The organism is Zavarzinia aquatilis, assembly GCF_003173035.1.
Taxonomy (GTDB): domain Bacteria; phylum Pseudomonadota; class Alphaproteobacteria; order Zavarziniales; family Zavarziniaceae; genus Zavarzinia; species Zavarzinia aquatilis.
This window is the reverse complement of the sequence record NZ_QGLE01000006.1, coordinates 214798-238474: the sequence shown is the minus strand read 5'-3', so window position 1 is coordinate 238474 and position 23677 is coordinate 214798. Positions and strand designations below refer to the sequence as shown.

Annotated in this window: 25 protein-coding genes; 13 read left to right on the top strand and 12 right to left on the bottom strand. The window is 67.8% G+C overall.

From position 1 onward, the window contains the following. Position 1: 1 nt before the first annotated feature. From DKG74_RS12450 to dmeF, 3 genes are read left to right on the top strand one after another with little or no spacing between them, the layout of a single operon-like run. Complete coding sequence (locus tag DKG74_RS12450; protein WP_109906211.1) at positions 2 to 424, top strand: VOC family protein; 423 nt, start codon at positions 2 to 4, stop codon at positions 422 to 424. Positions 425 to 434: 10 nt separating this feature from the next. Continuing rightward, complete coding sequence (locus DKG74_RS12445) at positions 435 to 1352, top strand: 2-hydroxyacid dehydrogenase (RefSeq protein WP_109906209.1); 918 nt, start codon at positions 435 to 437, stop codon at positions 1350 to 1352. A gap of 40 nt (positions 1353 to 1392) precedes the next feature. Further along, entirely contained in the window at positions 1393 to 2343 is a 951-nt protein-coding gene (gene dmeF / locus DKG74_RS12440) for a CDF family Co(II)/Ni(II) efflux transporter DmeF (RefSeq protein WP_109906207.1), read from the top strand. Between the two features lie 17 nt (positions 2344 to 2360). Here dmeF and DKG74_RS12435 read toward each other — a convergent pair whose 3' ends face one another. Further along, positions 2361 to 4148, bottom strand: coding sequence for a hypothetical protein (locus tag DKG74_RS12435; protein WP_133251578.1), 1788 nt, complete (start codon positions 4146 to 4148; stop codon positions 2361 to 2363). A 363-nt stretch (positions 4149 to 4511) separates the two neighbouring features. Further along, the gene (locus tag DKG74_RS12430; RefSeq protein ID WP_109906203.1) at positions 4512 to 4913 is read right to left on the bottom strand and encodes a metallopeptidase family protein; all 402 of its coding nucleotides are present in this window, start codon (positions 4911 to 4913) and stop codon (positions 4512 to 4514) included. Positions 4914 to 4993: 80 nt separating this feature from the next. On the opposite strand from DKG74_RS12430, the gene DKG74_RS12425 reads away from it, so the two are divergent. Then, positions 4994 to 5302 carry a 4a-hydroxytetrahydrobiopterin dehydratase gene (locus tag DKG74_RS12425; protein WP_109906201.1) on the top strand — a complete coding sequence of 103 codons (309 nt, stop codon included), beginning with the start codon at positions 4994 to 4996 and terminating at the stop codon, positions 5300 to 5302. Here the strand turns inward: DKG74_RS12425 and DKG74_RS12420 are convergent. Together DKG74_RS12420 and DKG74_RS12415 are read right to left on the bottom strand one after the other, a co-directional pair. Continuing rightward, positions 5299 to 6573, bottom strand: coding sequence for a DUF2336 domain-containing protein (locus tag DKG74_RS12420; protein ID WP_109906199.1), 1275 nt, complete (start codon positions 6571 to 6573; stop codon positions 5299 to 5301). The two genes, DKG74_RS12425 and DKG74_RS12420, sit on opposite strands and share 4 nt — an antisense overlap. Then, positions 6573 to 8240: a sensor domain-containing diguanylate cyclase gene (locus DKG74_RS12415; RefSeq protein WP_165837658.1), complete on the bottom strand. Its 1668-nt coding sequence runs from the start codon at positions 8238 to 8240 to the stop codon at positions 6573 to 6575. The genes DKG74_RS12420 and DKG74_RS12415 overlap by 1 nt, the downstream gene beginning before the upstream one ends. Positions 8241 to 8367: 127 nt before the next feature. Here DKG74_RS12415 and DKG74_RS12410 point away from each other — a divergent pair, with 127 nt between their 5' ends. The 4 genes from DKG74_RS12410 (at position 8368) to DKG74_RS12395 (ending at position 12705) form a co-directional block, all read left to right on the top strand. Next, a complete protein-coding gene (locus DKG74_RS12410; protein ID WP_109906195.1) occupies positions 8368 to 9027 on the top strand; it encodes a pyrimidine 5'-nucleotidase in 660 nt (219 codons plus the stop codon). A 91-nt stretch (positions 9028 to 9118) separates the two neighbouring features. Then, positions 9119 to 9952, top strand: a complete 834-nt coding sequence (gene dapD, locus DKG74_RS12405) for a 2,3,4,5-tetrahydropyridine-2,6-dicarboxylate N-succinyltransferase (RefSeq protein ID WP_109906193.1) — start codon at positions 9119 to 9121, stop codon at positions 9950 to 9952. A gap of 5 nt (positions 9953 to 9957) precedes the next feature. Beyond that, positions 9958 to 11130, top strand: coding sequence for a succinyl-diaminopimelate desuccinylase (gene dapE / locus DKG74_RS12400; RefSeq protein WP_109906191.1), 1173 nt, complete (start codon positions 9958 to 9960; stop codon positions 11128 to 11130). Between the two features lie 177 nt (positions 11131 to 11307). After that, the gene (locus DKG74_RS12395; protein WP_109906189.1) at positions 11308 to 12705 is read left to right on the top strand and encodes a multicopper oxidase family protein; all 1398 of its coding nucleotides are present in this window, start codon (positions 11308 to 11310) and stop codon (positions 12703 to 12705) included. A 149-nt stretch (positions 12706 to 12854) separates the two neighbouring features. Here the strand turns inward: DKG74_RS12395 and DKG74_RS12390 are convergent, their stop codons facing one another. The 6 genes from DKG74_RS12390 to def all read right to left on the bottom strand — a co-directional run bounded on the left by DKG74_RS12390 (position 12855) and on the right by def (position 16814). Beyond that, complete coding sequence (locus DKG74_RS12390; RefSeq protein WP_109906187.1) at positions 12855 to 13376, bottom strand: hypothetical protein; 522 nt, start codon at positions 13374 to 13376, stop codon at positions 12855 to 12857. A gap of 76 nt (positions 13377 to 13452) precedes the next feature. Then, positions 13453 to 13884 carry a hypothetical protein gene (locus DKG74_RS12385; RefSeq protein ID WP_109906316.1) on the bottom strand — a complete coding sequence of 144 codons (432 nt, stop codon included), beginning with the start codon at positions 13882 to 13884 and terminating at the stop codon, positions 13453 to 13455. 108 nt (positions 13885 to 13992) lie between these two features. Beyond that, on the bottom strand, positions 13993 to 14502 hold the full coding sequence (locus tag DKG74_RS12380; protein ID WP_165837657.1) for an RcnB family protein: 510 nt from the start codon (positions 14500 to 14502) through the stop codon (positions 13993 to 13995). Positions 14503 to 14599: 97 nt separating this feature from the next. Beyond that, positions 14600 to 15349, bottom strand: coding sequence for a tRNA pseudouridine(38-40) synthase TruA (truA, locus tag DKG74_RS12375; protein WP_109906183.1), 750 nt, complete (start codon positions 15347 to 15349; stop codon positions 14600 to 14602). Positions 15350 to 15357: 8 nt separating this feature from the next. Continuing rightward, the gene (fmt, locus tag DKG74_RS12370) at positions 15358 to 16266 is read right to left on the bottom strand and encodes a methionyl-tRNA formyltransferase (RefSeq protein WP_109906314.1); all 909 of its coding nucleotides are present in this window, start codon (positions 16264 to 16266) and stop codon (positions 15358 to 15360) included. A 23-nt stretch (positions 16267 to 16289) separates the two neighbouring features. Beyond that, entirely contained in the window at positions 16290 to 16814 is a 525-nt protein-coding gene (def, locus tag DKG74_RS12365) for a peptide deformylase (RefSeq protein WP_109906181.1), read from the bottom strand. 185 nt (positions 16815 to 16999) lie between these two features. On the opposite strand from def, the gene panD reads away from it, so the two are divergent. Both panD and greB read left to right on the top strand, forming a co-directional pair. Beyond that, complete coding sequence (gene panD, locus DKG74_RS12360) at positions 17000 to 17410, top strand: aspartate 1-decarboxylase (protein WP_109906179.1); 411 nt, start codon at positions 17000 to 17002, stop codon at positions 17408 to 17410. A gap of 9 nt (positions 17411 to 17419) precedes the next feature. Beyond that, positions 17420 to 17905 (top strand): transcription elongation factor GreB, encoded by a 486-nt coding sequence (gene greB / locus DKG74_RS12355; protein ID WP_109906177.1) that lies wholly within the window; start codon positions 17420 to 17422, stop codon positions 17903 to 17905. Here greB and DKG74_RS12350 read toward each other — a convergent pair. Beyond that, entirely contained in the window at positions 17899 to 19407 is a 1509-nt protein-coding gene (locus DKG74_RS12350; protein WP_109906175.1) for a YifB family Mg chelatase-like AAA ATPase, read from the bottom strand. The two genes, greB and DKG74_RS12350, sit on opposite strands and share 7 nt — an antisense overlap. Before the next feature lie 161 nt (positions 19408 to 19568). On the opposite strand from DKG74_RS12350, the gene DKG74_RS12345 reads away from it, so the two are divergent. Then, a complete protein-coding gene (locus DKG74_RS12345; protein WP_109906173.1) occupies positions 19569 to 20258 on the top strand; it encodes a hypothetical protein in 690 nt (229 codons plus the stop codon). A gap of 9 nt (positions 20259 to 20267) precedes the next feature. On the opposite strand, the gene DKG74_RS12340 is transcribed toward DKG74_RS12345, so the two are convergent. Then, positions 20268 to 20924 (bottom strand): glutathione S-transferase family protein, encoded by a 657-nt coding sequence (locus tag DKG74_RS12340; RefSeq protein WP_109906171.1) that lies wholly within the window; start codon positions 20922 to 20924, stop codon positions 20268 to 20270. Between the two features lie 284 nt (positions 20925 to 21208). On the opposite strand from DKG74_RS12340, the gene DKG74_RS12335 reads away from it, so the two are divergent. Beyond that, positions 21209 to 22429 (top strand): polyhydroxyalkanoate depolymerase, encoded by a 1221-nt coding sequence (locus tag DKG74_RS12335; protein ID WP_109906169.1) that lies wholly within the window; start codon positions 21209 to 21211, stop codon positions 22427 to 22429. 46 nt (positions 22430 to 22475) lie between these two features. Next, positions 22476 to 23573 carry a fatty acid desaturase family protein gene (locus DKG74_RS12330; RefSeq protein ID WP_109906167.1) on the top strand — a complete coding sequence of 366 codons (1098 nt, stop codon included), beginning with the start codon at positions 22476 to 22478 and terminating at the stop codon, positions 23571 to 23573. Positions 23574 to 23677: the final 104 nt, after the last annotated feature.

Here is a 23677-nt window from a genome sequence, read left to right as displayed (position 1 = left end):
CATGCGCCCGTTCCATCTCGCCTTTCCGGTCAACGACCTTGCCGCCGCGCGTGCCTTCTACATCGGCACCCTCGGCTGCGCGGCGGGGCGCAGCGCGCCGACCTGGGTCGATTTCGAGCTGTTCGGCCATCAGCTCTCGGCCCATCTGCGCGCGGACTGGCAGGGCGCCGGCCGCGCCTGCGCCGGCGGGGTCGACGGCGACGCCGTGCCCATTCCCCATTTCGGCGTCGTGCTGACCATGGACCAGTGGCAGGCGCTGCGGGCACGGCTGGAAGCGGCGGAAGGCATCGACTGGGTGCTGAAGCCCAAGGTCCGCTTCGTGGGCCAGCCGGGGGAACAGGCGACGCTCTTCGTGCTCGACCCGTCGGGCAACGCCCTGGAATTCAAGGGCTTCGCCTCGGACGACAGCCTGTTCGCGAGCTGAGGAGAGTATCTTGAGCATCGTCTATCTCTGCCGCTATTCGGCTTCGATCGCCCGGCATTGGCGGGACCTGCTGGAGAGGGCGCTCGGCGAGACGGTACTGCTCGGCCCGCCGCATGGCACCTTGAGCGACGACGATCTCGCGGCGGTCGATGTCGCGGTCGTCGCCAATCCGGCGCCGGGGCTGCTGGCCCGAATGCCGAACCTTCGTTTCGTGCAGAGCCTGTGGGCCGGGGTCGACGGCTTGCTGGCCGATGGTTCGGTGCCCGAACACCTGCCCCTTGCCCGGCTGGTCGATCCCAACCTCGCGACCGCCATGGCCGAGGCGGTGGCGACCCATGTCCTCGCCCTGCATCGCCAGCTGCCGGCCTATCGCGAGCAGCAGGCAGCTGTATGGTGGAAGCCGCACCACCAGCCGCTGGCGGCCGAATGCCCGGTCGGCATCCTCGGCATGGGGGAAATGGGCAAGGCTTCGGCGGCCATGCTGCGGGCGCTCGGCTTTCCGGTGCTGGGCTGGAGCCGCTCGGCCGGCCCGGCGGCGCTGGACGAGGTGCTGGCGCGGGCCCATGTCCTCGTCAATCTGCTGCCCCTGACGGCAGAGACGCGGCACATCCTGGCCGCGCCCCTGTTCGCCCGGATGCTGCCCGGCGCCAGCCTGATCAACTTCGGCCGGGGCGGACATCAGGTGGTGCCCGACATCATCGCCGCGCTCGATTCCGGACAGCTGTCCCATGCCGTGCTCGATGTCTTCGAGACCGAGCCACTGCCCGCCGAAAGCCCCCTGTGGCGCCACCCCGGCGTCACCGTAACGCCCCATGTCGCGGCCGAGACCGACAGCCGCACCGCGGCCCATTGCGCCGCCGACAATATCAGGGCCTTCCGCGCCGGGCGCGCCGTCACCGGCCTCGTGGACCGGGCGCGGGGCTATTGATATCCTGACGACCGGCCGTAACCCCGGGGGAGACGATGCCATGAGCACCAGCGCCGTCCACGACCATGTCTTCCTCGGCGAGGCCCATGCCCGCAACGAGCGCCGGACCTGGGCGGTGATCGCCCTGACCGCGCTGACCATGGTGGTCGAGATCGTGGCCGGCACGCTGTTCGGTTCGATGGCGCTGACGGCGGATGGCTGGCACATGTCGACCCATGCCGCCGCGCTGGTGATTTCCGCCCTCGCCTACCGCTATGCCCGGCGCCTCGCGGGCGATGGCCGCTTTTCCTTCGGCACGGGCAAGTTCGGCGATCTCGCCGGTTTCGCCAGTGCCATCGTGCTCGGCCTCGTCGCCCTGCTGATCGCGGGGGAAAGCCTGTGGCGCCTCGCCCATCCGGTCGCCATCGACTATGGCGAGGCGATCGCGGTCGCGGTGGTCGGGCTCCTGGTCAATCTCGTCTCGGCCGTGCTGCTGCACCAGGGCCACGGCCATCATCACGATCACGACGATCACGACCATCACCACGATCACGACCATCACCACGATCACGACCATCATCATCATCACGCCGACAATAATCTGCGCGCGGCCTATCTCCATGTCCTCGCCGATGCGCTGACCTCCGTCCTCGCCATCGCGGCGTTGACGGCGGGAAGCGTCTTCGGCGCGGTCTGGCTGGACCCGGTCATCGGGGTGGTTGGCGCCCTCGTCATCGCGCGCTGGTCGGTCGGGCTGCTGCGCGATTCAGGCCGCGTGCTGCTCGATACCGTGCCCGGCGGCGACGATATCGGCACCGAGATCCGTCGCCGGCTGGAGGCCGAGGGCGAGCGGGTGACCGACCTTCACATCTGGACCCTGGGGCCGGGCCACCTTGGCGTCATCGCCGCCGTCACCGCGCCGCGGCCGCTGTCGCCCGCGGCCTATCGGGACAGGCTGGCCGGCCTGCCCCGCCTGTCCCATGTCACCATCGAGGTGAGCGGCCCCCACTGATCGGGTGCTGAACCGGCTCAGAAACTGAGCAGGTGGTTCACGCCATCCAGCGTCGGATCGAGGGCGCCGTTGTTGGCGCCGACCAGCGTGTCGACCACTTCCGTGACCGCGCCGAGGCCGCCGGTCTGGACATTGGTCAGGTCGTTCAGCGGATCGGTCAGCGCGGCGAGCGCGCCGGTCTGCGGATCGACCAGCGTGTTCACCAGGCCCGCCACCGGTGACAGGATGGTGCCGCCCAGCAGGTTGTTCACCGTGCCCTGTACCGTGTCGATCAGGCCGCCCGTGTTGGTCGATTCGGTCTGGCCCGACAGGAGGTGATTGAGCCCGTCCAGCGTCGGGTCGAGGGCGCCCTTCTCGTCGCCGACCAGGGCATCGACCACTTCCGTGACCGCGCCGAGACCGCCGGTCTGGATATCGGTCAGATCGTTCAGCGGTCCGGTCAGCGCGGCGAGGGCGCCGGTCTGCGGATCGACCAGCGTGTCGACCAGATTGCCGACGAAGGCGAGCGGCGTATTGTCGAGCAGGCTGCCGACCGTGCCCTGCACCACGTCGATCAGGCCGCCCGTCGTGGTGGAGCGGGTATCGCCGGTCAGCAGGTCGTTGACGCCATCGAGCACCGGATCGAGCACGCCATTCTTCGGCCCGGCCAGCGCGTCGACGACATTGGTCAGGCCACCGAGGGCGCCGGTCGCCGTGTCGGTCACCGCCTCGAGCGCGCCGGTCAGCGGGCTGAGCACGCCGGTCTGCGGATCGACCAGGGCATTGACGAGGTCGCTCACACCCTGCAGCGGCGTATTGCCCAACAGGTTCTCGACCGTGTTCTGCACCAGGGAGATCAGGCCGTTGCTGGTCTGGCCGCCGCCGCCGTTGCCGCCGCCACCATTGCCACCGCCGCCGTTACCGCCGCCGCCGTTACCGCCATTGCCGCCATTACCCCCGCCGCCGGACGAGGGCGGCAGCACGCCGCCACCCGCGAGACTGGCCTGACGCAGGCCGAACATGCTGCCATAGCCGGTCAGGAAGTTGGGCCGCTGATAGCGCCGGTCGATATCCATCAGGGTGACTTCGCCGGCCGACTTGGTCCGGGTCAACTCCGCCGCCGCGGTATAGAGACGGACCCCGGCGAGGGCGAGCGCGCCCTTCTCGTCGACCGAGCCATTGGCGAACAGCGCGAGGCCGGGCACGTCGCTGAGCAGCGCCTCGATCTGCAGGTCACCCGAGATTTCGGTGTCCTCGGCATAGCCGATGCCGGCACCGATCTTGAAGTTCGGATTCACATAGAGCGTGGCGCCCGCCCGCGCGTAATAGGAATCATGGACGATATCGCCCCACTGATAGCCGGCCAGCAATTCGAGGGTGACCGACGACAGGTAATATTCGCCGATGGCCGCGACGGCATATTGCTTGTCGTCCTCGACGATATAGCCGCCACCGGCGATGCCGACCGTCATCACCTGCGGATCGCGATAGAACAGCTGGCCCGCGCCGCCGGCAAAGCCGGCCTCGTCGGCGACGAAGCCCGCCATGCCGTCGAACTGCACGCCGAAGTTATCGCCCAGCGGCACCGCGAGGCTGGGCGCGCCACCGAACAGGCCGCCGTTCTCGTCACCGCCGCCGAAGACGTCGAGACGCAGGTTGGTTTCCGCCACCGCCATCGTATCGGCGCCGAACTGCAGGGGCGAGACTGCGATCGCATCCTGCGCCCCGGCCGGGGCCGCCGTCGCCAGCAGGGCGGACAGCGCCGTCGCCGTCGTCAGGGCCGAGCATCGGGCGCCGCGCTTGGTGATCTTCAACATTTCAGCCACTTGAACCCCCAGAAATCGTTGCCCCGCCTTCGCGCGACGGGCGCGGGCGACAACGATCCGGACGGTCGGGGCCCACATGTTCGCGCCACGCCTGCAGGGGCGGGTAAACCGATTTTTAAGGATAGTTTTCGGGCCAAACAATCTCCAAAACGGAGAAATTAAACCGCGTTCCGGAGGTTCTTTCAGAATGGGTGCATCGCACAACGATGGCAGCCCGGCGCTGAACCGCTAGCGGAAACCCGTGTACCTGCAAGGGGTTCTTATTCACGATGGTGTTTTCGCGGCGAGTGCCGAGGATTCCGCTGCGGAAATCACGACCCCGGAACGGCAGAGAAATACCGCCATTCACGGCTGAACGAATCGTCAGTCGATGGCGTCCATATCATTGTCGGAGAAACCGAAATGATGGCCGATCTCGTGGATCAGCACCTCGCGCACCAGGTCGCCCAGCGATACGCCGGTCTCGCACCATTCATCGAGGATGGGCCGGCGATAGAGGAAGATCATGTCGGGCAGGCTGCCCGAATCGCTGACCGACTTGTCCTTCAGCGGCACACCGCGATAGAGCCCGGTGAGGGTGAAGGGATCGTCGATGCCCATGGCCTCGAGGGTGCCGTCGTCGGCGAATTCCTCGACCCGGATCACGACGTCGCGCACCTTGTCGCGCAGGGCCGGCGGGATTTCCGCCAGGGCCTGGGCGGCCAGGGCCTCGATGTCTTCGAGACGGGGGGCCAGAAGCCGGTCGAGAAACTTAGCGTGGGTCATCGGCCGAGACGTTAGCGCCTTGTGGCGCGCTGTCCAGTCTCGTACCACTTCGGACTGGATCGAAAATCGCCAAAGAGGGGATGGCCATGGCCGAAAAGCTGACGGGCGCCGCCAGGGACGCGGCCCTCGCCCGACTGCCGCACTGGCGCGCGGCGAAGGAGCGGGACGCCATCGAACGCCGTCTGGTGTTCCGCGATTTCAGCCAGGCCTTCGCCTTCATGACCCGGGTCGCGCTGGCGGCCGAGGCGGCGGACCACCACCCGGAATGGTTCAACGTCTACAAGATCGTGGACATCGTGCTGACCACCCATGACGCCGACGGCCTGTCGCAGCGCGATATCGACCTCGCCCACAAGATCGACGCCTTCGCCGCCGACTTCGGAATCTAGCGCCGGGGCTCGTCCAGCGAGAAGAATTCGAGATGCCAGGACATTTCCTCCGGCGTCAGCGGATAATTGGTGCCGCCCCGGGCGTGGATCAGGCCGCTCTGCGGAATAAGGGCGATCTGGCGCTGGACTTTCACCGCGAGGCGCATGGACAGGCCGGACCGCCACACGAGGGCGCAGACCGGCTTGGCCAGCCGACACCCCAGCACCTGTCGCACCGCCGCCGGCCGCATCCCCGAACGGACGCAGAAGGCAGCGATCACGAAATCGCGCCGGCCGCCGTCGATGGCTTTTTCGATTTCCGCCTCGTCGAGGTGGCCCGCGCGCTCCATGGCGGCGACTTCGGCCAGCAATTCGTCGAACGCCCGGCGCGGCAACTCGTGCTCGCCCGCAGCGACGCGCTCGCGCACCCGGCGCGCCAGGGTCGCCGCCGTTTCCTCGTCGAGATCGTTACGGGTCATCAGCTGGTCGACCAGTGACGAGGCGACGAAACCGGCGATGCGGCGGATCGCCCGCATCGACAATTCGGTGCGCAGGACGAGAGGCTGATGCCAGACGTCGATCGAGCCGGCGGCGTCGATGATCTGGTCGAGCACATCCTCGCGCAGGCGGGCGGAAGGGTTGTTCAGCAGGGCGGCGACGGCGGGAATGTCGAGCGTCGCGACAATGGCTTCCGAAACGCTTTGCGGCAGATCGGCGCGGCGCGCGATGGCCGCCATGGCGCCCTCGACCTGACAGGAGGCGATGATTTCCAGGAGGTCGTCATCGCCCAGCAGGGGTGAATATTCCAGGATCGGCGCCGAAACGATCAGGTCGAGATCGCGGGCCAGGCGGTCGACGATCGGCTTCGGCACGTTGCGCGACGACTTCAGCTCTTCCGACAGAACCCGGCGCACCGCCGCCAGCTGATCGGTGGCCAGAATTTCGATCAGTTCGATCGTCCGCTCGCGCAGCCGATCCTGTTCGTGATGGGTCAGGGTCGGCAGCAGGCGGGCGACCTTGCGCGCCAGCTCGCGCCGGACGTCGTCCGAGGCGTCGCGGGTCAAATTGCGGTCTGCCTGGTGCGGCGTGCCCGGGTTGCCGGCCACGGCGCTGCGCACACCGGCATCCTCGTCCTCCGCGAGGTAATAAAGGATTTCGGGCCTTGTATCGCCCTGCGCCGCCAGATACCGCCGGGCGTCGAGACTGCCGTCCTCGAGCCGCTGGCGTTGTTCCTCGTAGCTGAGCGGGCTGGTGGACCCGCTGCGCAATCGGCGCATGAAGCGTTTAAGCATTACCCTGCTCCAGACGACGGGGCCATTTCCGCGCGATCCCGGCCCGCGGCCTTGGCCCGATAGAGGGCGGCATCCGCCCGTTTGGTCAAGGCGTCGATGGATTCCCGGCTGCCGGGTTCGTAAAGCGCGATTCCCATGGAAAAGCCGAGGTTGGCACCCGGCAGGTCCAGCCGCCGGTCGAACTCTTCGAGCATCTCGAACAGGTTCCCCGCCTTGGCAAAGGCGCCGGCACTGTCAGCCCCATCGAGCCAGAAGGCGAACTCGTCGCCGCCGAGACGCGACACGAGATCGCCGGCCCGCAGCCTTTCCCGGAACATGGTGCCGAGCAGGGTCAGCGCCTTGTCGCCGCCGGCATGGCCAAAGCGGTCGTTCAGCGGCTTGAAGGCGTCGAGGTCGATCAGCAACAGCGCGCCGCTGCGGCGCAGGCGGTCCGCCTGCCGCAGTTTCACCGGCAGGTCGTCCTGGAAGGCGCGGCGGTTCATGATCCCGGTCAGGGCATCGACCCGCGACTGTTCCTCGAGACGGGCCACCCGCTCGCGAATGCCAAGGGCAAGCCCGAGCTGGTCGGCGACCGCGCCAAGAATGCCGGCCTGGGCGCCATGCCAATGCTGCCGGCTGCCCCGGATGAGCACAAGGGCGCCGACCGCGGTGCTGCCTTCGGCCGCGATGGCGATGAGGGCGGTCTGCTCGCCCACGGCGCGGGCTTCCACCCGCCCCACCACCTGGCCCTTGGCGGCGATGCGCTCGACTTCGGCGGCCAGCGTCTCGTCCATTCCCGCTTCGATGGCGCCGATCCCGATGACGGGAACCATGCGGCCCATGCCATCACGCCCGACCACCAGCGCGCCCTTGGCGTGCAGCGTCGCCATCGAGGCTTCGGCGGCGACCCGGATCGCCCGTTCGGGCCCGCCGTCGCCGCGCATGGCGTCGATGACGGCGCCGCGCAGGCGTTCGCGGTCGAGGGCCTGCATCAGGGCGGTTTCCCGGCTCTGCGCCGCGGTCACGTCGCGGGCGATGCCGCGCAGGCCGACCCGGCGCCCCATGTCGTCACGGACCGGCCGGGCGGAGACGAGGCAGCGCAGCGAGGTGCCGTCCGCCGCCAGCAGCCACACTTCCCGGTCGGTCAGCAGGACATCGCTGGAAAAGGGATCGCTGCGGCCGGACAGCCAGTCGGCGTCGATGATTTCCGTCGCGAAACGGCCGACAAGCTCGCGCGCGGCATAGCCAAAAATGCGTTCCGGCGCGCAGAAGGTGAAACGGCCGTCCATGTCGGTTTCAAAGGAAAAGTCCGGCAGGCAATCGACGATGTCGGTCAGGCGTTCGATCTGGTCGGTCAGCTGGCCGCGCCGCAAATAATCTTCGGTGCCATCGCGCGCCATGACGAGAACGGCGGCGCCGAACGGCATCGCCGAGACCTCGAACACCCGGCGGCGGTCGATCACCACGTCGATCTTGCGACCTTCGGTGCCATGCCGGGTACGCTCGATCAGGTCGATCAGCGCGTCATGACCGTCGCGAAGGGCCAGCACCAGCGGGCGGGCCGCCTCGTTGGCCTCGACCACCCGAATCCCTTGCCCGACGATGAAGGCGGGACCGGGATAGTTTTCCACCAGGCGGTCGAGAACCGCCGCGGCGGTGGGCCGGCGTTCGGGGGTTTTGTCGCTCATGGCCTCGCGCATAATCACGCCGTTACAATCCCCTGGCGGAGTGGAGTTCGCCAACCCTAGGACCTGAACGTCAAGAATTGGTTGACGCCCCTTGCCAGAAGCATCGTCGCTCCCCAATCTCCCCGTCATGGCCCTTCCCCTGCGCACCGCCACCGAAACCTGGGTGTTCGACCTCGACAACACCCTCTATCCCGCGTCATGCCGGCTGTTCGATCAGATCGAGGCGAAGATGCGGGACTATATCCGCCAGCACCTCGGAATCGACGACGAGGCGGCGTCCGCGCTGAAGACCCGGCTGTTCCAGCGCCATGGCACGACCATGAAAGGATTGATGCAGGATCACGGCGTTGATCCCCATCAATTCCTCCGCTTCGTGCATGATATCGACCTCGCGCCGCTCGACGCCGCGCCCGACCTCGGTGCCGCGCTGGCCGGATTGCCGGGGCGGAAGGTGATCTTCACCAACGGCTCGGTCGAACACGCGGAGCGGGTTCTGGCGCGCCTCGGCATCGCCGGCCATTTCGACGGCATCTTCGACATCGTCGCCGCCGGCTATGTGCCCAAGCCCGAAATCGGCCCCTACCATGCCATGGCCGCGGCCCTGAAGGTCGATCCCCGCCGCGCGGTCATGGTCGAGGACATGGCGCGCAACCTGAAGCCGGCGGCGGAACTCGGCATGACCACGGTCTGGGTGCCGGGCGGCACCGACTGGGGCGCCGAGGGTCAGGGCGATCACATCCACCACGTCGTCGACGATCTCGCCGCCTTCCTGCACGGCCTCGACTGAGCCTTGCCGGGCCCCGCCCCGGGGCCGGCGGTTGACAGGGGGCGGCAGCCCCCTATTGTCCGGAAAATTTCCGATCTGGAGTTGGAGCATCATGGCCGCAACGGAACTCGCCCCCATCGTCGAAGCCGCCTGGGAGGCACGGGACGGGATCACCTCCGCCACCCGGGGCGAGGTGCGCGAGGCGGTCGAGGCGGCGCTTGAGGCGCTCGATGCCGGCGAGGCCCGGGTGGCCGAGCCGACCGCGTCCGGCTGGGTGGTGAACCAGTGGCTGAAGAAGGCGGTGCTGCTGTCGTTCCGCCTCAACGATTCGGTCGCCGTGCCCGGCGGCCCCGGCATGGCCGGCGCCTGGTTCGACAAGGTGCCGAGCAAGTTCGACGGCTGGGGCGAGAATCGCTTCAAGGCCGCCGGCTTCCGCGCCGTGCCCGGCTGCTTCGTGCGCAAGTCCGCCTATATCGCCCCCGGCGTCGTCCTCATGCCCAGCTTCGTCAATGTCGGCGCCTATGTCGGCAAGGGCACCATGGTCGATACCTGGGCGACCGTCGGCTCCTGCGCGCAGATCGGCGCCAACTGCCACATCTCGGGCGGCGCCGGCATCGGCGGCGTCCTTGAGCCGCTGCAGGCCGGACCTGTCGTGATCGAGGACAATTGCTTCATCGGCGCCCGTTCGGAAGTCGCTGAGGGTGTCGTCGTCGAGACCGGCGCGGTCCTCTCCATGGGCGTCTATATCGGTGCCTCGACCAAGATCGTCGACCGGGCGACGGGCGAAGTGTTCCGCGGCCGGGTGCCGGCCTATTCGGTCGTCGTGCCGGGCACGATCCCGGGCAAGACCCCGAACGAGCCCGGCCTCTACGCCGCCGTGATCGTGAAGCGGGTCGATGCCCAGACCCGCTCCAAGACCTCGATCAACGAGCTGCTGCGCGACTGACCGCCATGAAACTGCCCCCCCTCGACGCCCTGCCGCTGGCGATCGAACTGATCCGCTGCCCCAGTGTGACGCCGGCCGATGCCGGCGCGCTGGATACGCTGGGCGCGGTGTTGAAGGGGCTGGGCTTTTCGGTCGAACGCCTGCCCTTCGCCGACGCCGGCACGCCCGACATCGACAATCTCTATGCCAGGATCGGCGATGGCAGCGGGGCCGGCCCCCATTTCTGCTTCGCCGGCCATACGGATGTCGTGCCCGTTGGCGATGCCTCGCGCTGGACCGTCGATCCTTTCGCGGCAACGCTCGACCAGGGCTGGCTGCTGGGCCGGGGCGCGGCCGACATGAAGGCGGCGATCGCCTGTTTCGTCGCCGCCGTCAGCCGCTTCCTCGGCGAATGCAACGGCCGGGTGCCGCGGGGCGGCGCCATCTCGCTGCTGATCACCGGCGACGAGGAAGGCCCGGCCGTCAACGGCACGGTAAAGATGCTGGAGACGCTGTCGGCGCGGGGCGAGGTCTGGCACGGCTGCATCGTCGGCGAGCCGACCAATCCGCATCGCCTCGGCGACATGGCCAAGATCGGCCGGCGCGGCTCGATCAACGGCACGATCACCGTGACCGGGGTGGAAGGCCATGTCGCCTATCCCCATCTGGCCGACAACCCCATTCCGAAGCTGCTGCGCCTGATGTCCGCGCTCGATGCCCTGTCGCTCGACGCGGGCACCGATCATTTCCAGCCCTCCAACCTCGAATTCACCACGGTCGATGTCGGCAATCCGGCGACCAACGTGATCCCCCGGGTGGCGAGCGCGCGTTTCAACATCCGCTTCAACGACCGCCACACCGGGGCCTCGCTCGACGCCCTGCTGCGCGCGACGCTGGACGCGACCGGCATCGCCTATGCTCTGGACACCCGCACCTCGGGCGAGGCCTTTCTGACCGAACCGGGCCCGCTGTCCGAGATGATCAGCGCCGCGGTCGAGGCGGAAACGGGCGCGCGGCCCGAGCTGTCGACCAGCGGCGGCACGTCGGACGCACGCTTCATCGCCCGCTACTGCCCGGTGATCGAATTCGGCCTCGTCGGCGAGACCATGCACAAGGCGGACGAAAAGGTCAGGGTCGAGGATCTGGAGCGCCTGACCCGCATCTATCACGACCTGCTGCGGCGCTTCTTCCGCCTCTGAGCTTTTTCGCCGCACCACCTGTTAATGCGAGTCGATCTCAAGTAACCTGCCCTTGAGCAATTTGCCGATTCATGGAATCGGCAAATTGCTCAGATGTCTTGAAATCGCGCGGTTTCCAGCGGCAAACCGGCATCCGTTTTGCCGCAAACCACACGGGCGTTCAGGGAAGGATGATCCATGCCGCAGTCCAGGCGCCAGTTCCTGGCGACGGGTGCCGCCGCCATCGCCGCCACCGCGCTGCCCCGCGCCGCCGGGGCCGCCACCGTCGATTTCGTCCTTGAGGCGAAGGAGCGACCGATCCAGCTGCCCGGCTGCAGCGGCCCGACCCAGGCCTGGACCTATGGCGAGACCTGGCCCCTTGCCCTCCGGGTGAAGCGGCATCAGCCGCTGACCATCGAATTCCGCAATGGCCTGAAGGAACACAGCACGATCCACTGGCATGGCCTCCGCATTCCCCATGCCATGGACGGCGTGCCCTGGATCACCCAGGACCCGGTGAAGCCGGGCGGCAACTTCATCTATGCCTTCGCGCCGCCGGACCCGGGCCTGTTCTTCTTCCATCCCCATTGCGACGACGTCACGGCTTTGAGCCGGGGCCTCGCCGGGGTGATCATCGTCGAGGACCCGCGCGAGGAAGGCCTGTTCGACCGGGAAGAGTTGCTCGTCCTGATGGACTGGCGGGTCAAGGAAGACGGCAGCTACGACACGATCACCACCGACAAGACGGCGGCCCGCGCCGGCACCTTCGGCCGGCTGCGCACCACCAACGGCAAGCTCTCGCCAGTCTATCAGGTGCGGCCGGGGACGCGCCTGCGCCTGCGCTGCATCAATGTCGATTCCAGCCGCATCCCCCTCCTCGACCTCGCCGGGGCGACGGGACAGGTGATCGCGACCGACGGCAATGCCTGCGAGCCCTTCCCGCTTGCCGCCTGGCCGCTCGGCCCGGCCATGCGCGCCGATATCGCCCTGATGGTGCCGGACCAGCCCGGCGCCAGCTTCGAGCTGCACGACGTCTGGCAATCGACACCTGTCGTGCTGGCCCGCTTCGAGGTCGCTGGCGAGCCCATGCCCATGGCGGGCCGCGATCGGCCGCTGGCCCTGCCGCCGGCCGAGTTGCCGGAACCGGACCTTGCCAACGCGGTGAAGGTCGAACTCGACCTGGGCGCCGGGCTGCCCGATCCCGCCGTGCTGGAATTCCAGAAACTGTTCGGCGCCGACGAAATCTGCACCACCCAGCGGGTGTTCTGGTCGCTGAACACCAAGGCCTGGCCCGGCATGTCGGCAACCGGCAAACCCGAGCCACTGGGCCTGATGCAGAGCGGCACGACCTATGTCGTCGAGATGTTCAACGGCACGCCGCACCGCCACCCGATGCACCTGCACGGCCATACCTTCAAGGTCATCGGCTCGAGCAAGGGCGAACAGCCGGTGCGCTGGGGCGACACCGTGCTGGTCGAGCCGAAGGAGCGGTTGCAGATCGCCTTCGTCGGCGGCGAGCCGGGCGAGTGGATGGTCCACTGCCACATCATCGAACACCAGGAAACCGGGATGATGGGCTATTACCGGGTGGCCTGAACCACCCGGCGCGGACCCCGCCTGGAATTGCCAATATTCTGGTCGCTCCGGCGAAGGCCGGAGCCTTGGGACAAGAAGGCGCCCTCACCGGCACGAGATCCCGGCCTGCGCCGGGATGACGGGAAAGGATCGCCCCGGCTCAAGCGCCCCTAGCGGCCGCCGAGGATCACGTCGAGGATGAGGCCGGTGGCGACGGCGGCGATCACGATGTCGCTGCCGACCGCGTAATAGCCGTAGCCCGGAGGCAGCGGGCGCATGTCGCGCACCACGACCGGCGGCAGGACATAGTAGCCGCGCGGCAGATAGGCGCCCCGCACCGGCGGCCTGTGGTAATAGCCCGGAGGCAGCGGGCGATAATAGGTCGGATAGCGCTGCCACCAGCCGCGCATCCGCTCGCGGTCGCGGTCGGCGAAGCGGGCGCCATCGTCGTAACCCCGGTCGTACCCACGATCATAGCCACGACCATAACCGCGGCTGTAGTCGCGATCGCGGTCGTCGCGCCAGTCGCGGCGGCCATAGTCGCGCCCGTCACGGTCATGGTGGTCGTTCCAGTCGCGGCCGTATTCATTGCCGCGGTGATCGTCGTCCCGGCCGCGGGCGAAGGCGGACGCGGCCGGTGCCATCAGGGCCGCCACCAGGGCAGCTGCGATGAGAGGTTTGGCGAAGCGCATGACGTTCTTCCGTCGCAAGGTTGACACCCTATAAATGCGCGGCCGGGGGCCGGGTTCCGATGAAACCTTCCAGGTCTCAGCGGACGACGTCGCGGATGATGTCGACGATGAGGCCGGTCGCGATCTGCACCAGCAGCACGTCCGGGCCGACGATCATGCGATCGTAACCCGCGGGCAAGGGCGAGAGCTGGCCCGAGAGACCGGCCGGCAGAACCTTCTTGGCGATGCCCGGCGGCAGGCGCCCCCGCGTGACCAGCTGCTTGCGGATGCCCGGCGGCAGATCGGCGAGATAGCCGTTGTTCCGCAGGAAATAATTGGAGATCACCTGGCGGTCGCCGGTCGGGAACAGGATCGAGGCGATGGCGGGCGCCAGACTTTCCTCGACCGGAACATCGCCGCCGCCATGCCCATTGCCATTGCCGTTGCCACGACCGTTGCCGTTGTTCTTGCCCTCGGCCGCGCCGGTCAGGGCGAGACCGAGCCCGGTGAACAGGACCGCCAGCGTCATTTTCGCATTCGGTTTGCGCGAAGGCATTCGAAACTCTCCCCGATGGGTGCTGGTGGGGGGAATGTCCGCGCACCGCGCCGGTTCCCCCCACCGTGCAGAAATCCCGAATCAGGGCGCGCTGAGCACGATCTGGGCGATAACGCCGGTGGCGATCACCGCGAGCACGACATCGGTGCCCACGGTGAAATAGGCATGACCCGCCGGCGGGCGCGGCAGAAGGTCGACGATGACCGTCGGCGGGCGCTGGTAATGGCCCGACGGCAGATGCCCGCCAACCGCGACGCCGCCGCGCAGATCGGAGGGCAGCGGCTTCGACCAGCCGGGATGGCCGTCGAACCATTGCCGGGCGCGACTGCGGTGGTCGTCGTTCACGGTGACGCTGTGGTGGCGGCTGGCGGACGCGGGCTTGCCGGCATGGTCGCCGCCGCGCTTGGCGTCGTCGCGGTGCTGGCCGCCCTGCTGCTGGCCGCCCTGCCGCTGGCCATCATCGTGACCGCCCTGCCGGTCCTGAGCCATGGGCGGCTGGCCCGGGCCGCCCTGCGGCGCCTGCGCCTGCGCGGCGAGCGGCGCCGACAGGGCAAGGGCAAGGGCGAGGATGGAAATCGTCTTCTTCGGCACGACCGATACTCCTGCGTGATCCATGCCTGATAAATGGCGACGGCGGGGGCGCCGTTCCGCGCAGCCCCCGTAAGGAAAACGTCAGGAAAGTGAAAATTCAGCCGGCAGGATAGTCGACGCCGGTCAGCGTCAGCCCTTCGGCGGGCGCGGTCGGGCCGGCGGCGGCCCTTTTGCGGGCATCGAGCGCGGCGATGATATCCGCCGGAGTCCACTTGCCCTCGCCGGCCAGGCGCAGGGTGCCGACCATGATCCGCACCTGATGATGCAGGAAGGACCGCGCGCTGGCCTCGACATGAATTTCCTCGCCGGCCGCGAAGACCTCCAGCCGGTCGAGGGTCTTCACCGGCGATTTCGCCTGACATTCGGTCGCGCGGAAACTGGTGAAATCATGGGTGCCGAGCAGCACCGCCGCCCCTGCCCGCATCGCCTCGATGTCGAGGGCGCGGGTGACATGCCAGACCCGGCCGACGGTATAGGCCGGGGGCGGGCGGCGGGCGAGAATACGATAGCGGTAGTGCCGGCCGATGGCCTGGAAACGGGCATGGAATTCGGGCGGCGCGATGCTGACCTCGGTGATCGCGACCGGCATCGGCTTCATGTGGAAATTCAGCGCGTCGCGCACGGCGAGGGCCGAATAGTCCTTCTCGAGGTCGAAATGGGCGACTTGGCCCGTGGCATGGACCCCGGCATCGGTGCGGCCGGCGGCATGAAGCACGGCGCGGACACCGCCGTTCAGCCGCGCCGCGGCCGCCTCGATGGTGCCCTGCACCGTCGGCGCGCCATCCTGCGCCTGCCAGCCCTGAAAGGCCGAGCCGTCATATTCAACGGTCAGGCGATAGCGCGGCACGGCGAGGCTCAGCCGGCGCGCGTGCCGGCGGGAACGGCAAAGCCGCGCAGGAAATCCCCCACCGGCACCGGGCCCTTGCCCGCGCGCTGCACGACGAGGGGCCGGATCGCGCCGACACCGCAGGCGATCGTCAGCCGCTCGTCCAGCGTGGTGCCGGGCGCGGCGTCATGCCCGGTTTCGGGCAGGACCTCGGCCTTCAGGATCTTGCAGCGCTCGCCCAGAATCTCGGTGAAGGCGCCGGGGCTGGGCGCCAGGGCACGGATCTGGCAGTCGACCGCCTCGGCCGGGGCGGCGAAGTCGATGCGCGCGTCGTCCTTGGCGATCTTCTTCGCGTAGGTGACCCCTTCCGCCGGTTGCGGCCGGGGCACGACTCTGCCTGAGGCGACGAGGGCGAGACCATCGACCATCAGCGGCCCGCCGAGGGCGGACAGGCGGTCGTGCAGGCTGCCGGCGGTATCGTCGGGGCCGATCTCGACCCGCTCCTCGAGCACGATGGGGCCTTCGTCGAGCCCTTCCGACATGGCCATGACGGCGACGCCGGTTTCCTCGTCCCCTGCCCAGATCGCGCGCTGGATGGGCGCGGCGCCGCGCCAGCGCGGCAGCAGCGAGGCATGAAGATTGAAGCAGCCAAGGCGCGGCGCCCACAGCACCGGCGCCGGCAGGATCAGGCCATAGGCGACGACGACCGCGGCATCGAGGCCGAGGGCGGCGAAATCTTCCTGTTCGGCGGACCCTTTGAGGGATCTGGGCGTGCGCACCGGAATGCCCGCCGCCTCCGCCGCCAGATGGACCGGCGACGGGGTCAGCCTGTGACCCCGATTGGCCGGGCGCGGCGGCTGGCTGTAGACGGCGGCGACCTCATGCCCCGCCGCGATCAGCGCCTGAAGCGTGGGCACGGCGAACGCGGGCGTGCCCATGAAGGCGAGGCGCAGCTTCAGGCTCACCCCTTGGCCCTGGCCAGCTTCTGGGCCTTCGCCACCTTGCGCAGCAGGAGGCTGCGCCGGGCTAGCGAGAGGTGATCGACGAAGAGCACGCCTTCGAGGTGATCCATCTCGTGCTGGATGCAGGTGGCGGCGAGGCCGTCCATCTCTTCCTCGTGGCTTTCGCCTTTGGCGTCGAGGAAGCGGACGCGGACCCGCGCCGGACGCTCGACCTCGGCATATTGCTCGGGTACCGAAAGGCAGCCTTCCTCATAGGTCGACAGGTCGTCCGCGGACGTCCAGACGATCTCGGGATTGATGAAGACGCGGGGTGCCTTCTCCTCCCCCTCGCGGGCGAGGTCGATGACCAGCAGGCGCGCGGGCACGCCGACCTGGATCGCCGCAAGGCCGATGCCCGGGGCGTCATACATGGTCTCGAACATGTCGTCGATCAGGCGCTGAAGCTCGGCGTCGAACACCGTGACCGGGGTCGACTTCTGTTTCAGGCGCGGATCGGGCGCGATGAGGATGGGACGGATAGCCATGACGCATGAGGTATGATGTCCGCCCGCCGCCGTCAAGGCCGGCCATGGTCGGCCCCTGCCCGCCGCGGCTTGTGCGCGGGCGGGGCGGATGCTAGGACGGCGGCCATTCCGCCCCCCGCTCTCCCGGCGGGCGGACAGGGAAGGCACACAAGGGCCCCAAGGCCCGCGACATCGAGGAAAGCGCCATGCGTCGCACCATGCTGCAGGCCAAGCTGCACCGCGTCTCCGTCACCCATTGCGAGCTGGACTACGAAGGCTCCTGCGCCATTGACGACGATCTGCTCGAAGCTTCGGGCCTTTTGCCGCTGCAGAAGATCGACATCTACAATGTGAACAATGGCGCCCGCTTCTCGACCTATGTCATCCGCGCCGAGAAGGGCTCGGGCGTCATCTCGCTGAACGGCGCCGCCGCCCGCATGGCGCAGAAGAACGACATCCTGATCATCGCCGCCTATGTCGAGGTCGAGGAAGCGGAACTGCCGGGCTTCGCCGCGAAACTGGTCTATGTCGACGGCGCCAACCGGATCAGCCGGACGGCGAGCGAGATCGCGGTGCAGCCGGCCGCCGGCTGGCCTCGCGAACAGGCGGCGGAGTAAGGACAGGCCGTGAGCACGCCCGACGGCCCGAAGAATTACATCACGCCCGAGGGTTACGCCCGCCTCGCCGAGGAACTGCGCCACCTGACCCGGGTGGAGCGGCCGAAGGTGGTCGAGGTCGTGTCCTGGGCGGCGGGCAACGGCGACCGCTCGGAAAACGGCGACTATCTCTATGGCAAGAAGCGCCTGCGCGAGATCGACCGCCGGCTGCGTTTCCTGACCAAGCGGCTGGAGGGCGCAAGCGTGGTCGATCCCGCCCTGCAGAAGGTGAAGACCCGGGTCTTCTTCGGCGCCCATGTCACCTATGTCGGCGACGACGACGTGGAAAAGACCATCCGCATCGTCGGCACCGACGAGGCCCGCTCGGAACTCGGCGAGATCAGCTGGATTTCGCCCGTCGCCCGCGCCCTGCTGAAGGCCGAGGTCGGCGATGTCGTCGAGGTGCGCACGCCGCAGGGCGGCGAAAGCCTGGAAGTGGTCGCGATCCGCTACTGAACCGGGGCCCGGCGCCGGAGTGACAGGGCTTCGGCGACATGGATGCGCCCGACCCCGCCGCCCCCGGCAAGATCGGCGATGGTCCGCGCGACCTTCAGCACCCGGTGATAGCCGCGCGCCGACAGGCGCAGGCGATCCGCCGCCTCGAGCATCAGTTTCCGCCCCGCCTCGTCGGGCGATGCGTGGCGGTCGAGGGCTTCGCCCTCCAGCTCGGCATTGGTGGATAGCCCCGTGCCGGTGAAACGCCGGGCCTGGATCGCCCGCGCGGCGGCGACCCTGGCCGCCACCTCGCGGCTGCCCTCCGCCGGGGCCGGCAGGGCGAGATCGGCGACCGAAACAGCAGGCACGTCGACGAAAAGATCGAACCGGTCGAGCAGCGGGCCGGACAGGCGGTTCTGATAATCGGCGGCGCAGCGCGGTGCCTTGGCGCAGGCGCGCCCGGCATCGTCGAGATAGCCGCAGCGGCACGGATTCATCGCCGCGACCAGCTGGAAACGGGCGGGATAGCTGACATGGGCATTGGCCCGCGCGACCACGGCACGGCCGGATTCGATCGGCTGGCGCAGGGCTTCGAGGGCGGCGCGCTGGAACTCCGGCAATTCGTCGAGGAACAGCACGCCGCGATGGGCAAGGCTGACCTCCCCCGGCTTGGCCCGCTGGCCGCCGCCGACGAGGGCCGCCTGGCTGGCGGAATGGTGGGGATTGCGGAACGGCCGCTCGCGGGTGATGGTGCCGTCGTTCAGCTGGCCCGCGACCGACAGCACGAGCGACAGCTCCAGCGCCTCCGCCGGCTCGAGCGGGGGCAACAGCCCGGGCAGGCGCGCCGCCAGCATGGATTTGCCCGACCCGGGACTGCCCTGCATCAGCAGGTGGTGACCGCCCGCCGCGGCGATTTCCAGCGCCCGCTTGGCACTTTCCTGACCCTTCACGTCGCGCAGGTCCGGCGCGGCGCCGCTCTCCGTCGGCGGCCGGGGGCGCGGCGTGTCAAGCAGCTGGGTCCCCTTGAAATGATTGACGAGGGCGATCAGCGACGCGGGGGCAAGCACGGCGGGATTGCCCGCCCAGGCGGCTTCCGGCCCCGAACGGGCGGGACAGATCAGGCCCCGCTCGTCGGCGACGGCGGCGACAGCGGCGTTGAGCACACCGGCGACCGGGTTCAAGCGCCCATCCAGCGATAATTCGCCAAGGGCGACATAGCCATCCAGCTCCTCGGCCGGGACAAGGCCGAGGGCCGCCATCAGGCCGAGGGCGATGGGCAGGTCGAAATGGCTGCCTTCCTTCGGCAGGTCGGCGGGGGCGAGGTTGACCGTGATCCGCTTGGGCGGCAGGCCGAGGCCGATGGCGCCCAGCGCCGCCCGCACCCGCTCCCGGCTTTCCGCCACCGCCTTGTCGGGCAGGCCGACGACCGAAAAGGCGGGCAACCCTTGCGCCAGCGCCACCTCGACCTCGACAGGCACGACTTCGATGCCCTCGAAGGCGACGGTGTGGATGCGGACGACCATGCGGGAACAAGCCTGAACCTGTTTAATCGAGGGTTGCAAGGCTAGATCAATGGGGGGGCCGGCGACTAGCCCTGATTGTCGTTTGTCCCTGGCCGCCCGCCACGGGTTGACGAAGGCCAGGCGGCACCGCATACCGGCTTCCACCGACACCGGGGGGCAAAATGGTTAACACTGCTTGCGAACTCAAGCGCCTGGCCGATGGCCTCTGGGCGGCGGAAACGGGCTTGCGTGCCCTCGGGATGCCGATGACGACGCGGATGACGATCGCGCGGCTGCCGTCCGGCCTGTGGGTGCATTCGCCGGTGCCGCTGGTGCCGCTGCGCGCCGCCGTCGACGATCTGGGACAGGTGCGCTGGCGCGTCGCGCCCAATCTGATGCACCATCTCTATCAGGCGCCCTGGCAGGCAGCCTATCCCGACAGCCCCCTGTTCGCGCCGCCCGGCCTGGCGGCGAAGCGGCCCGACCTGCGCATCGACGGCAGCCCCGTCGCGGGCGCGGCGTCCTGGGGCGACGACATCCTGGCGCTGCCCGTCGCGGGCAACCCCACCCTCGACGAGACTGTATTCCTGCATCGGCCGAGTGGCAGCCTGATCATCACCGACCTCGCGGTCAACCTGGGGCCCGAAGCTCACTGGATGGTTCGGCTCTATGCCCGGCTCATGGGCTGCCATGGCCGGCTGTCGCTGTCCTATCTGCTGAAGCTGCTGTACCGGGACCGGCAGGCGGCGCGGGCGTCGCTCGACCGCATCCTGTCGCTGGATTTCGACCGGGTGATCCCGGCCCACGGTCCCGTGATCGAGACCGGCGGCAAGGCGGCGCTGACGGCCGCCTTTGCCTGGCTGAAGCCCTGAAGACAGGCGTCAGAACTCGACGTCGAGCTCTTCCAGTTCCTCGGGCTCGGCGAGGGCGGCCGCCGTCCATTCGATCATCTGGGGCAGGTTCAGGATGCGGTTGGCATAGGTCTGGCACTTGCGGTCCAGCTTCACGTCGTAGGTCTTGAAGCGGGTACAGACGGGGGCGAACATGGCATCCGCCATGGTCAGCTTCGGGCCGAACAGATAGGGGCCGCCGTAAGTGTCGAGACAGGTGCGCCAGATGCCGATCATGTGGTCGATGTCGGCCTGGGCGCCGGCCCAGACCTTGAAGCCGGGGAAGTGGCTCTTCAGGTTCATCGGCAGGGCGGAACGCAGATTGGCGAAGCCCGAATGCATCTCGCCCGAGACCGAGCGGCAGTGGGTGCGGGCGGCCAGATCCTCGGGCAGCAGCGCGGCGCCGGGGATGACTTCCTGCAGGTATTCGGCGATGGCCAGCGTGTCCCACACCGTGATGTCGTTATGGGTGAGCGCCGGCACCTTGAAGGAAGGGGAAAGCAGCAGCAGCTCGGCCCGCGTGCCCGGATCGTCGATCGACAGGATTTTCTCTTCGAAGTCCAGCCCGACGAATTTGCACAGCAACCAGCCGCGCAAGGACCAGGACGAGTAATTCTTGCTGCTGATCGTCAGAGTGGCCATCGCCATGGACTACCTGCCTTCGCTTCTTGGGGCCCTGCCCTTGGTACCAGAAATTTTTCCCGTCCACCGTGCGGCAACTTCCCCCCGTACCGGACTTTGGTCCAAGGCCGGGAGTGAATTGCTTCCAAACTGCCTCCCGGCGACAGTTCGTTGTTGCACTCGGTGATCCGTCCCTATGATATTGTGGCAGTGCAGCGAAAAATGCACGGGTGAATTCGCCGCGAATGACCCCTCATCAAGCGAATCTGGGGCCGAGCACGTACAGACCTAGCCAATTGATCCGGTGATGCATGATCTATGAGATCTACCAAGCGCAGTCCGACATGCTGGATCCGCTTCGCGCGGCGGCCCGGGGCACGGCGACCGTGCTGCGCAACCCGATGCTGTCGGGCCTTTCGGCCTTCTATCCCTACCGGGCCTTCACCGCGGCCTTCGACGTTTTCGGCCACACCCGCCTGACCCACGATCGCCCGCCCTTCGACATCAAGTCGGTGACGGTCGGCAATCGCGAGGTGCCGGTGACCGAGGTGAAGGAATTCTCCACGCCCTTCGGCACGCTGCTCCACTTCAAGAAAGACGTCGGCGTCGTTCAGCCGCCGGTGCTCGTCGTCGCCCCCCTGTCCGGCCATTTCGCGACCTTGCTGCGCGGTACGGTCGTCACCCTGCTTCAAGACCACGACGTCTACATCACCGACTGGCATAATGCCCGTGACATTCCCGTGTCGGCCGGCCGCTTCGGCTTCGACGAATATGTCGAGCATGTGGTCACCTTCCTCGAGAAGATCGGCACCCCCGGTCACCTCGTCGCCGTCTGTCAGCCCTGCGTCCATGCCCTCGTCGCCGTCTGCGTCATGGCGATGAACGGCAACCCGATGCAGCCGCGCTCCATGACCCTGATGGCGGGCCCGATCGACTGCCGGGTGAATCCGACCGTGGTCAACAAGCTGGCGACCGACAATCCGATCGAATGGTTCGAGAAGAACCTGATCGCGACCGTGCCGCGCCGGCTGAAAGGCGGGGGTCGCAAGGTGTATCCGGGCTTCACCCAGCTTTCGGCCTTCATGAGCATGAACGCCGACCGCCATGTGAAGTCGCACCGCGAGCTTTACAACAATCTCGCCAAGGGCGAATGGGACAAGGCGGAGCAGACCCGCACCTTCTACGACGAATATTTCGCCGTCCTTGACTTGACCGCCGAATTCTATCTCGAGACCGTGAACCGCGTATTCCAGGAATACGAACTGCCGCTCGGCAAGATGTACTGGAAGGGCCAGAAGGTCGATCCGACCGCCGTGCGCAAGACTGCCCTGTTCACGGTCGAAGGCGAGCGGGACGATATCTGTTCCGTCGGCCAGACCGTCGCCGCCCAGGACCTCTGTTCCAAGATCCGCCCCTACCAGAAGTCCCACCACCTGCAGCCCGGCGTCGGCCATTACGGCGTCTTCAACGGCAAGAAGTGGGAAGGCCAGATCTACCCCCGCGTCAAGAACATGATCCTCGCCAACGACTGAGGAACAGGCCCTTCACGCTTTCACCACGACCCGGTAAAGTGGCGTCGTGACCGGTCGCATAACCTTTCAGCCGCGCCTTGCCGACGGCTTCGCCGCTCGGCTGCGCCTTCGCGCCGATGTGCTGCTCGATGATCCGCGGATCCTGCGCCGCGGGCATCTGATACTGGTCGGCAAGGGCCTGTTCTTTGCCGGCTGCAGCGGTATCGCCTATGCGGCCCTGCTCCTGTCCGGCGGCGTTGGCATATGGGCCTGGGCCTCGGTGATCGGTTTCGGCCTCGCGTCCCTGCTGCTGGCCATCAACATCGGCCATGACGCGGCCCATGGCACGCTGTTCCGGCGGCCCTGGCTCAATCACCTTGTGCAGTTCCTGACTTTCGCGCCCCTCGGGGTCGACGCCTATCTCTGGCGCTTTCGCCATATCGCCTCGCATCATGTCTTTCCGAACGTCAGTGGCTCGGACATCGACATCGACGAGAACCCGTTCCTGCGCCTGTCGCCCAATCAGCCCTGGAAGCGCCGCTTCCGCTTCCAGCATCTCTATGCGCCGGCCATCTACGCGCTGGTCGCGCTGCACAGCGCCTGGGTTCAGGATTTCGCCTATCTCTTCAAGCGGCAGCTGGCGAATGCCCGTAACATCCGGCACTCGCGGGCGCACCGCTTTCAGTTCTTCCTTGGCAAGGGTGTGCATCTCGCCCTCTGGTTCGGCCTGCCGCTCGCCCTGACCTCCATGTCGGCCGGGCGGGCGCTGGCGCTTTATGTCGTCGGTCTCGGCGTCATGTCGCTGGTCTTCGTCTTCCTGCTGGTCGGCACGCATTTCTCGACCGCCGCCGCCTTCCCGACGCCGGATTCGGCAGGGCGCCTGCCGCTGGATTTCGCCGGCCACGCCGTCGCGACCTCGGTCGACTGGTCCCCGGAAAGCCGCCTCGCGGGCTTCATCGCCGGCGGCGCCAATACCCATGCGGCCCATCACCTGTTTCCGCGCGTCGCCCATGTTCATTACCGCGCCTTGAACACGGCGATCCGGGAATGCGCCGCCGAATGCGCGCTCGACTACCATTGCACCAGCCTGCCCGGCATGATCGCCGACCACCTCCGCTTCCTCCGCCGCCTCGGCACCCCACCCGCCTCGACATCAGCCTCCTGACGCCGCTCTTAATCCGGTCTTTCTTAATCCGGGGACACTATATTTAATTCGATATATTATATATAGTGTCCCCGGATTAAATGCCCGAGAATTAAGGGGACGCT

Excerpts from the sequence above, each read along its gene's own strand:
- DKG74_RS12450 (WP_109906211.1), top strand. The coding sequence starts at position 2 with ATGCGCCCGTTCCATCTCGCCTTTCCGGTCAACGACCTTGCCGCCGCG.
- dmeF (WP_109906207.1), top strand. The coding sequence starts at position 1,393 with ATGAGCACCAGCGCCGTCCACGACCATGTCTTCCTCGGCGAGGCCCAT.
- DKG74_RS12430 (WP_109906203.1), bottom strand. The coding sequence starts at position 4,913 with ATGACCCACGCTAAGTTTCTCGACCGGCTTCTGGCCCCCCGTCTCGAA.
- DKG74_RS12425 (WP_109906201.1), top strand. The coding sequence starts at position 4,994 with ATGGCCATGGCCGAAAAGCTGACGGGCGCCGCCAGGGACGCGGCCCTC.
- DKG74_RS12420 (WP_109906199.1), bottom strand. The coding sequence starts at position 6,573 with ATGCTTAAACGCTTCATGCGCCGATTGCGCAGCGGGTCCACCAGCCCG.
- DKG74_RS12415 (WP_165837658.1), bottom strand. The coding sequence starts at position 8,240 with ATGAGCGACAAAACCCCCGAACGCCGGCCCACCGCCGCGGCGGTTCTC.
- DKG74_RS12410 (WP_109906195.1), top strand. The coding sequence starts at position 8,368 with ATGGCCCTTCCCCTGCGCACCGCCACCGAAACCTGGGTGTTCGACCTC.
- dapD (WP_109906193.1), top strand. The coding sequence starts at position 9,119 with ATGGCCGCAACGGAACTCGCCCCCATCGTCGAAGCCGCCTGGGAGGCA.
- dapE (WP_109906191.1), top strand. The coding sequence starts at position 9,958 with ATGAAACTGCCCCCCCTCGACGCCCTGCCGCTGGCGATCGAACTGATC.
- DKG74_RS12395 (WP_109906189.1), top strand. The coding sequence starts at position 11,308 with ATGCCGCAGTCCAGGCGCCAGTTCCTGGCGACGGGTGCCGCCGCCATC.
- DKG74_RS12390 (WP_109906187.1), bottom strand. The coding sequence starts at position 13,376 with ATGCGCTTCGCCAAACCTCTCATCGCAGCTGCCCTGGTGGCGGCCCTG.
- DKG74_RS12385 (WP_109906316.1), bottom strand. The coding sequence starts at position 13,884 with ATGACGCTGGCGGTCCTGTTCACCGGGCTCGGTCTCGCCCTGACCGGC.
- fmt (WP_109906314.1), bottom strand. The coding sequence starts at position 16,266 with ATGGGCACGCCCGCGTTCGCCGTGCCCACGCTTCAGGCGCTGATCGCG.
- def (WP_109906181.1), bottom strand. The coding sequence starts at position 16,814 with ATGGCTATCCGTCCCATCCTCATCGCGCCCGATCCGCGCCTGAAACAG.
- panD (WP_109906179.1), top strand. The coding sequence starts at position 17,000 with ATGCGTCGCACCATGCTGCAGGCCAAGCTGCACCGCGTCTCCGTCACC.
- DKG74_RS12350 (WP_109906175.1), bottom strand. The coding sequence starts at position 19,407 with ATGGTCGTCCGCATCCACACCGTCGCCTTCGAGGGCATCGAAGTCGTG.
- DKG74_RS12345 (WP_109906173.1), top strand. The coding sequence starts at position 19,569 with ATGGTTAACACTGCTTGCGAACTCAAGCGCCTGGCCGATGGCCTCTGG.
- DKG74_RS12340 (WP_109906171.1), bottom strand. The coding sequence starts at position 20,924 with ATGGCGATGGCCACTCTGACGATCAGCAGCAAGAATTACTCGTCCTGG.
- DKG74_RS12335 (WP_109906169.1), top strand. The coding sequence starts at position 21,209 with ATGATCTATGAGATCTACCAAGCGCAGTCCGACATGCTGGATCCGCTT.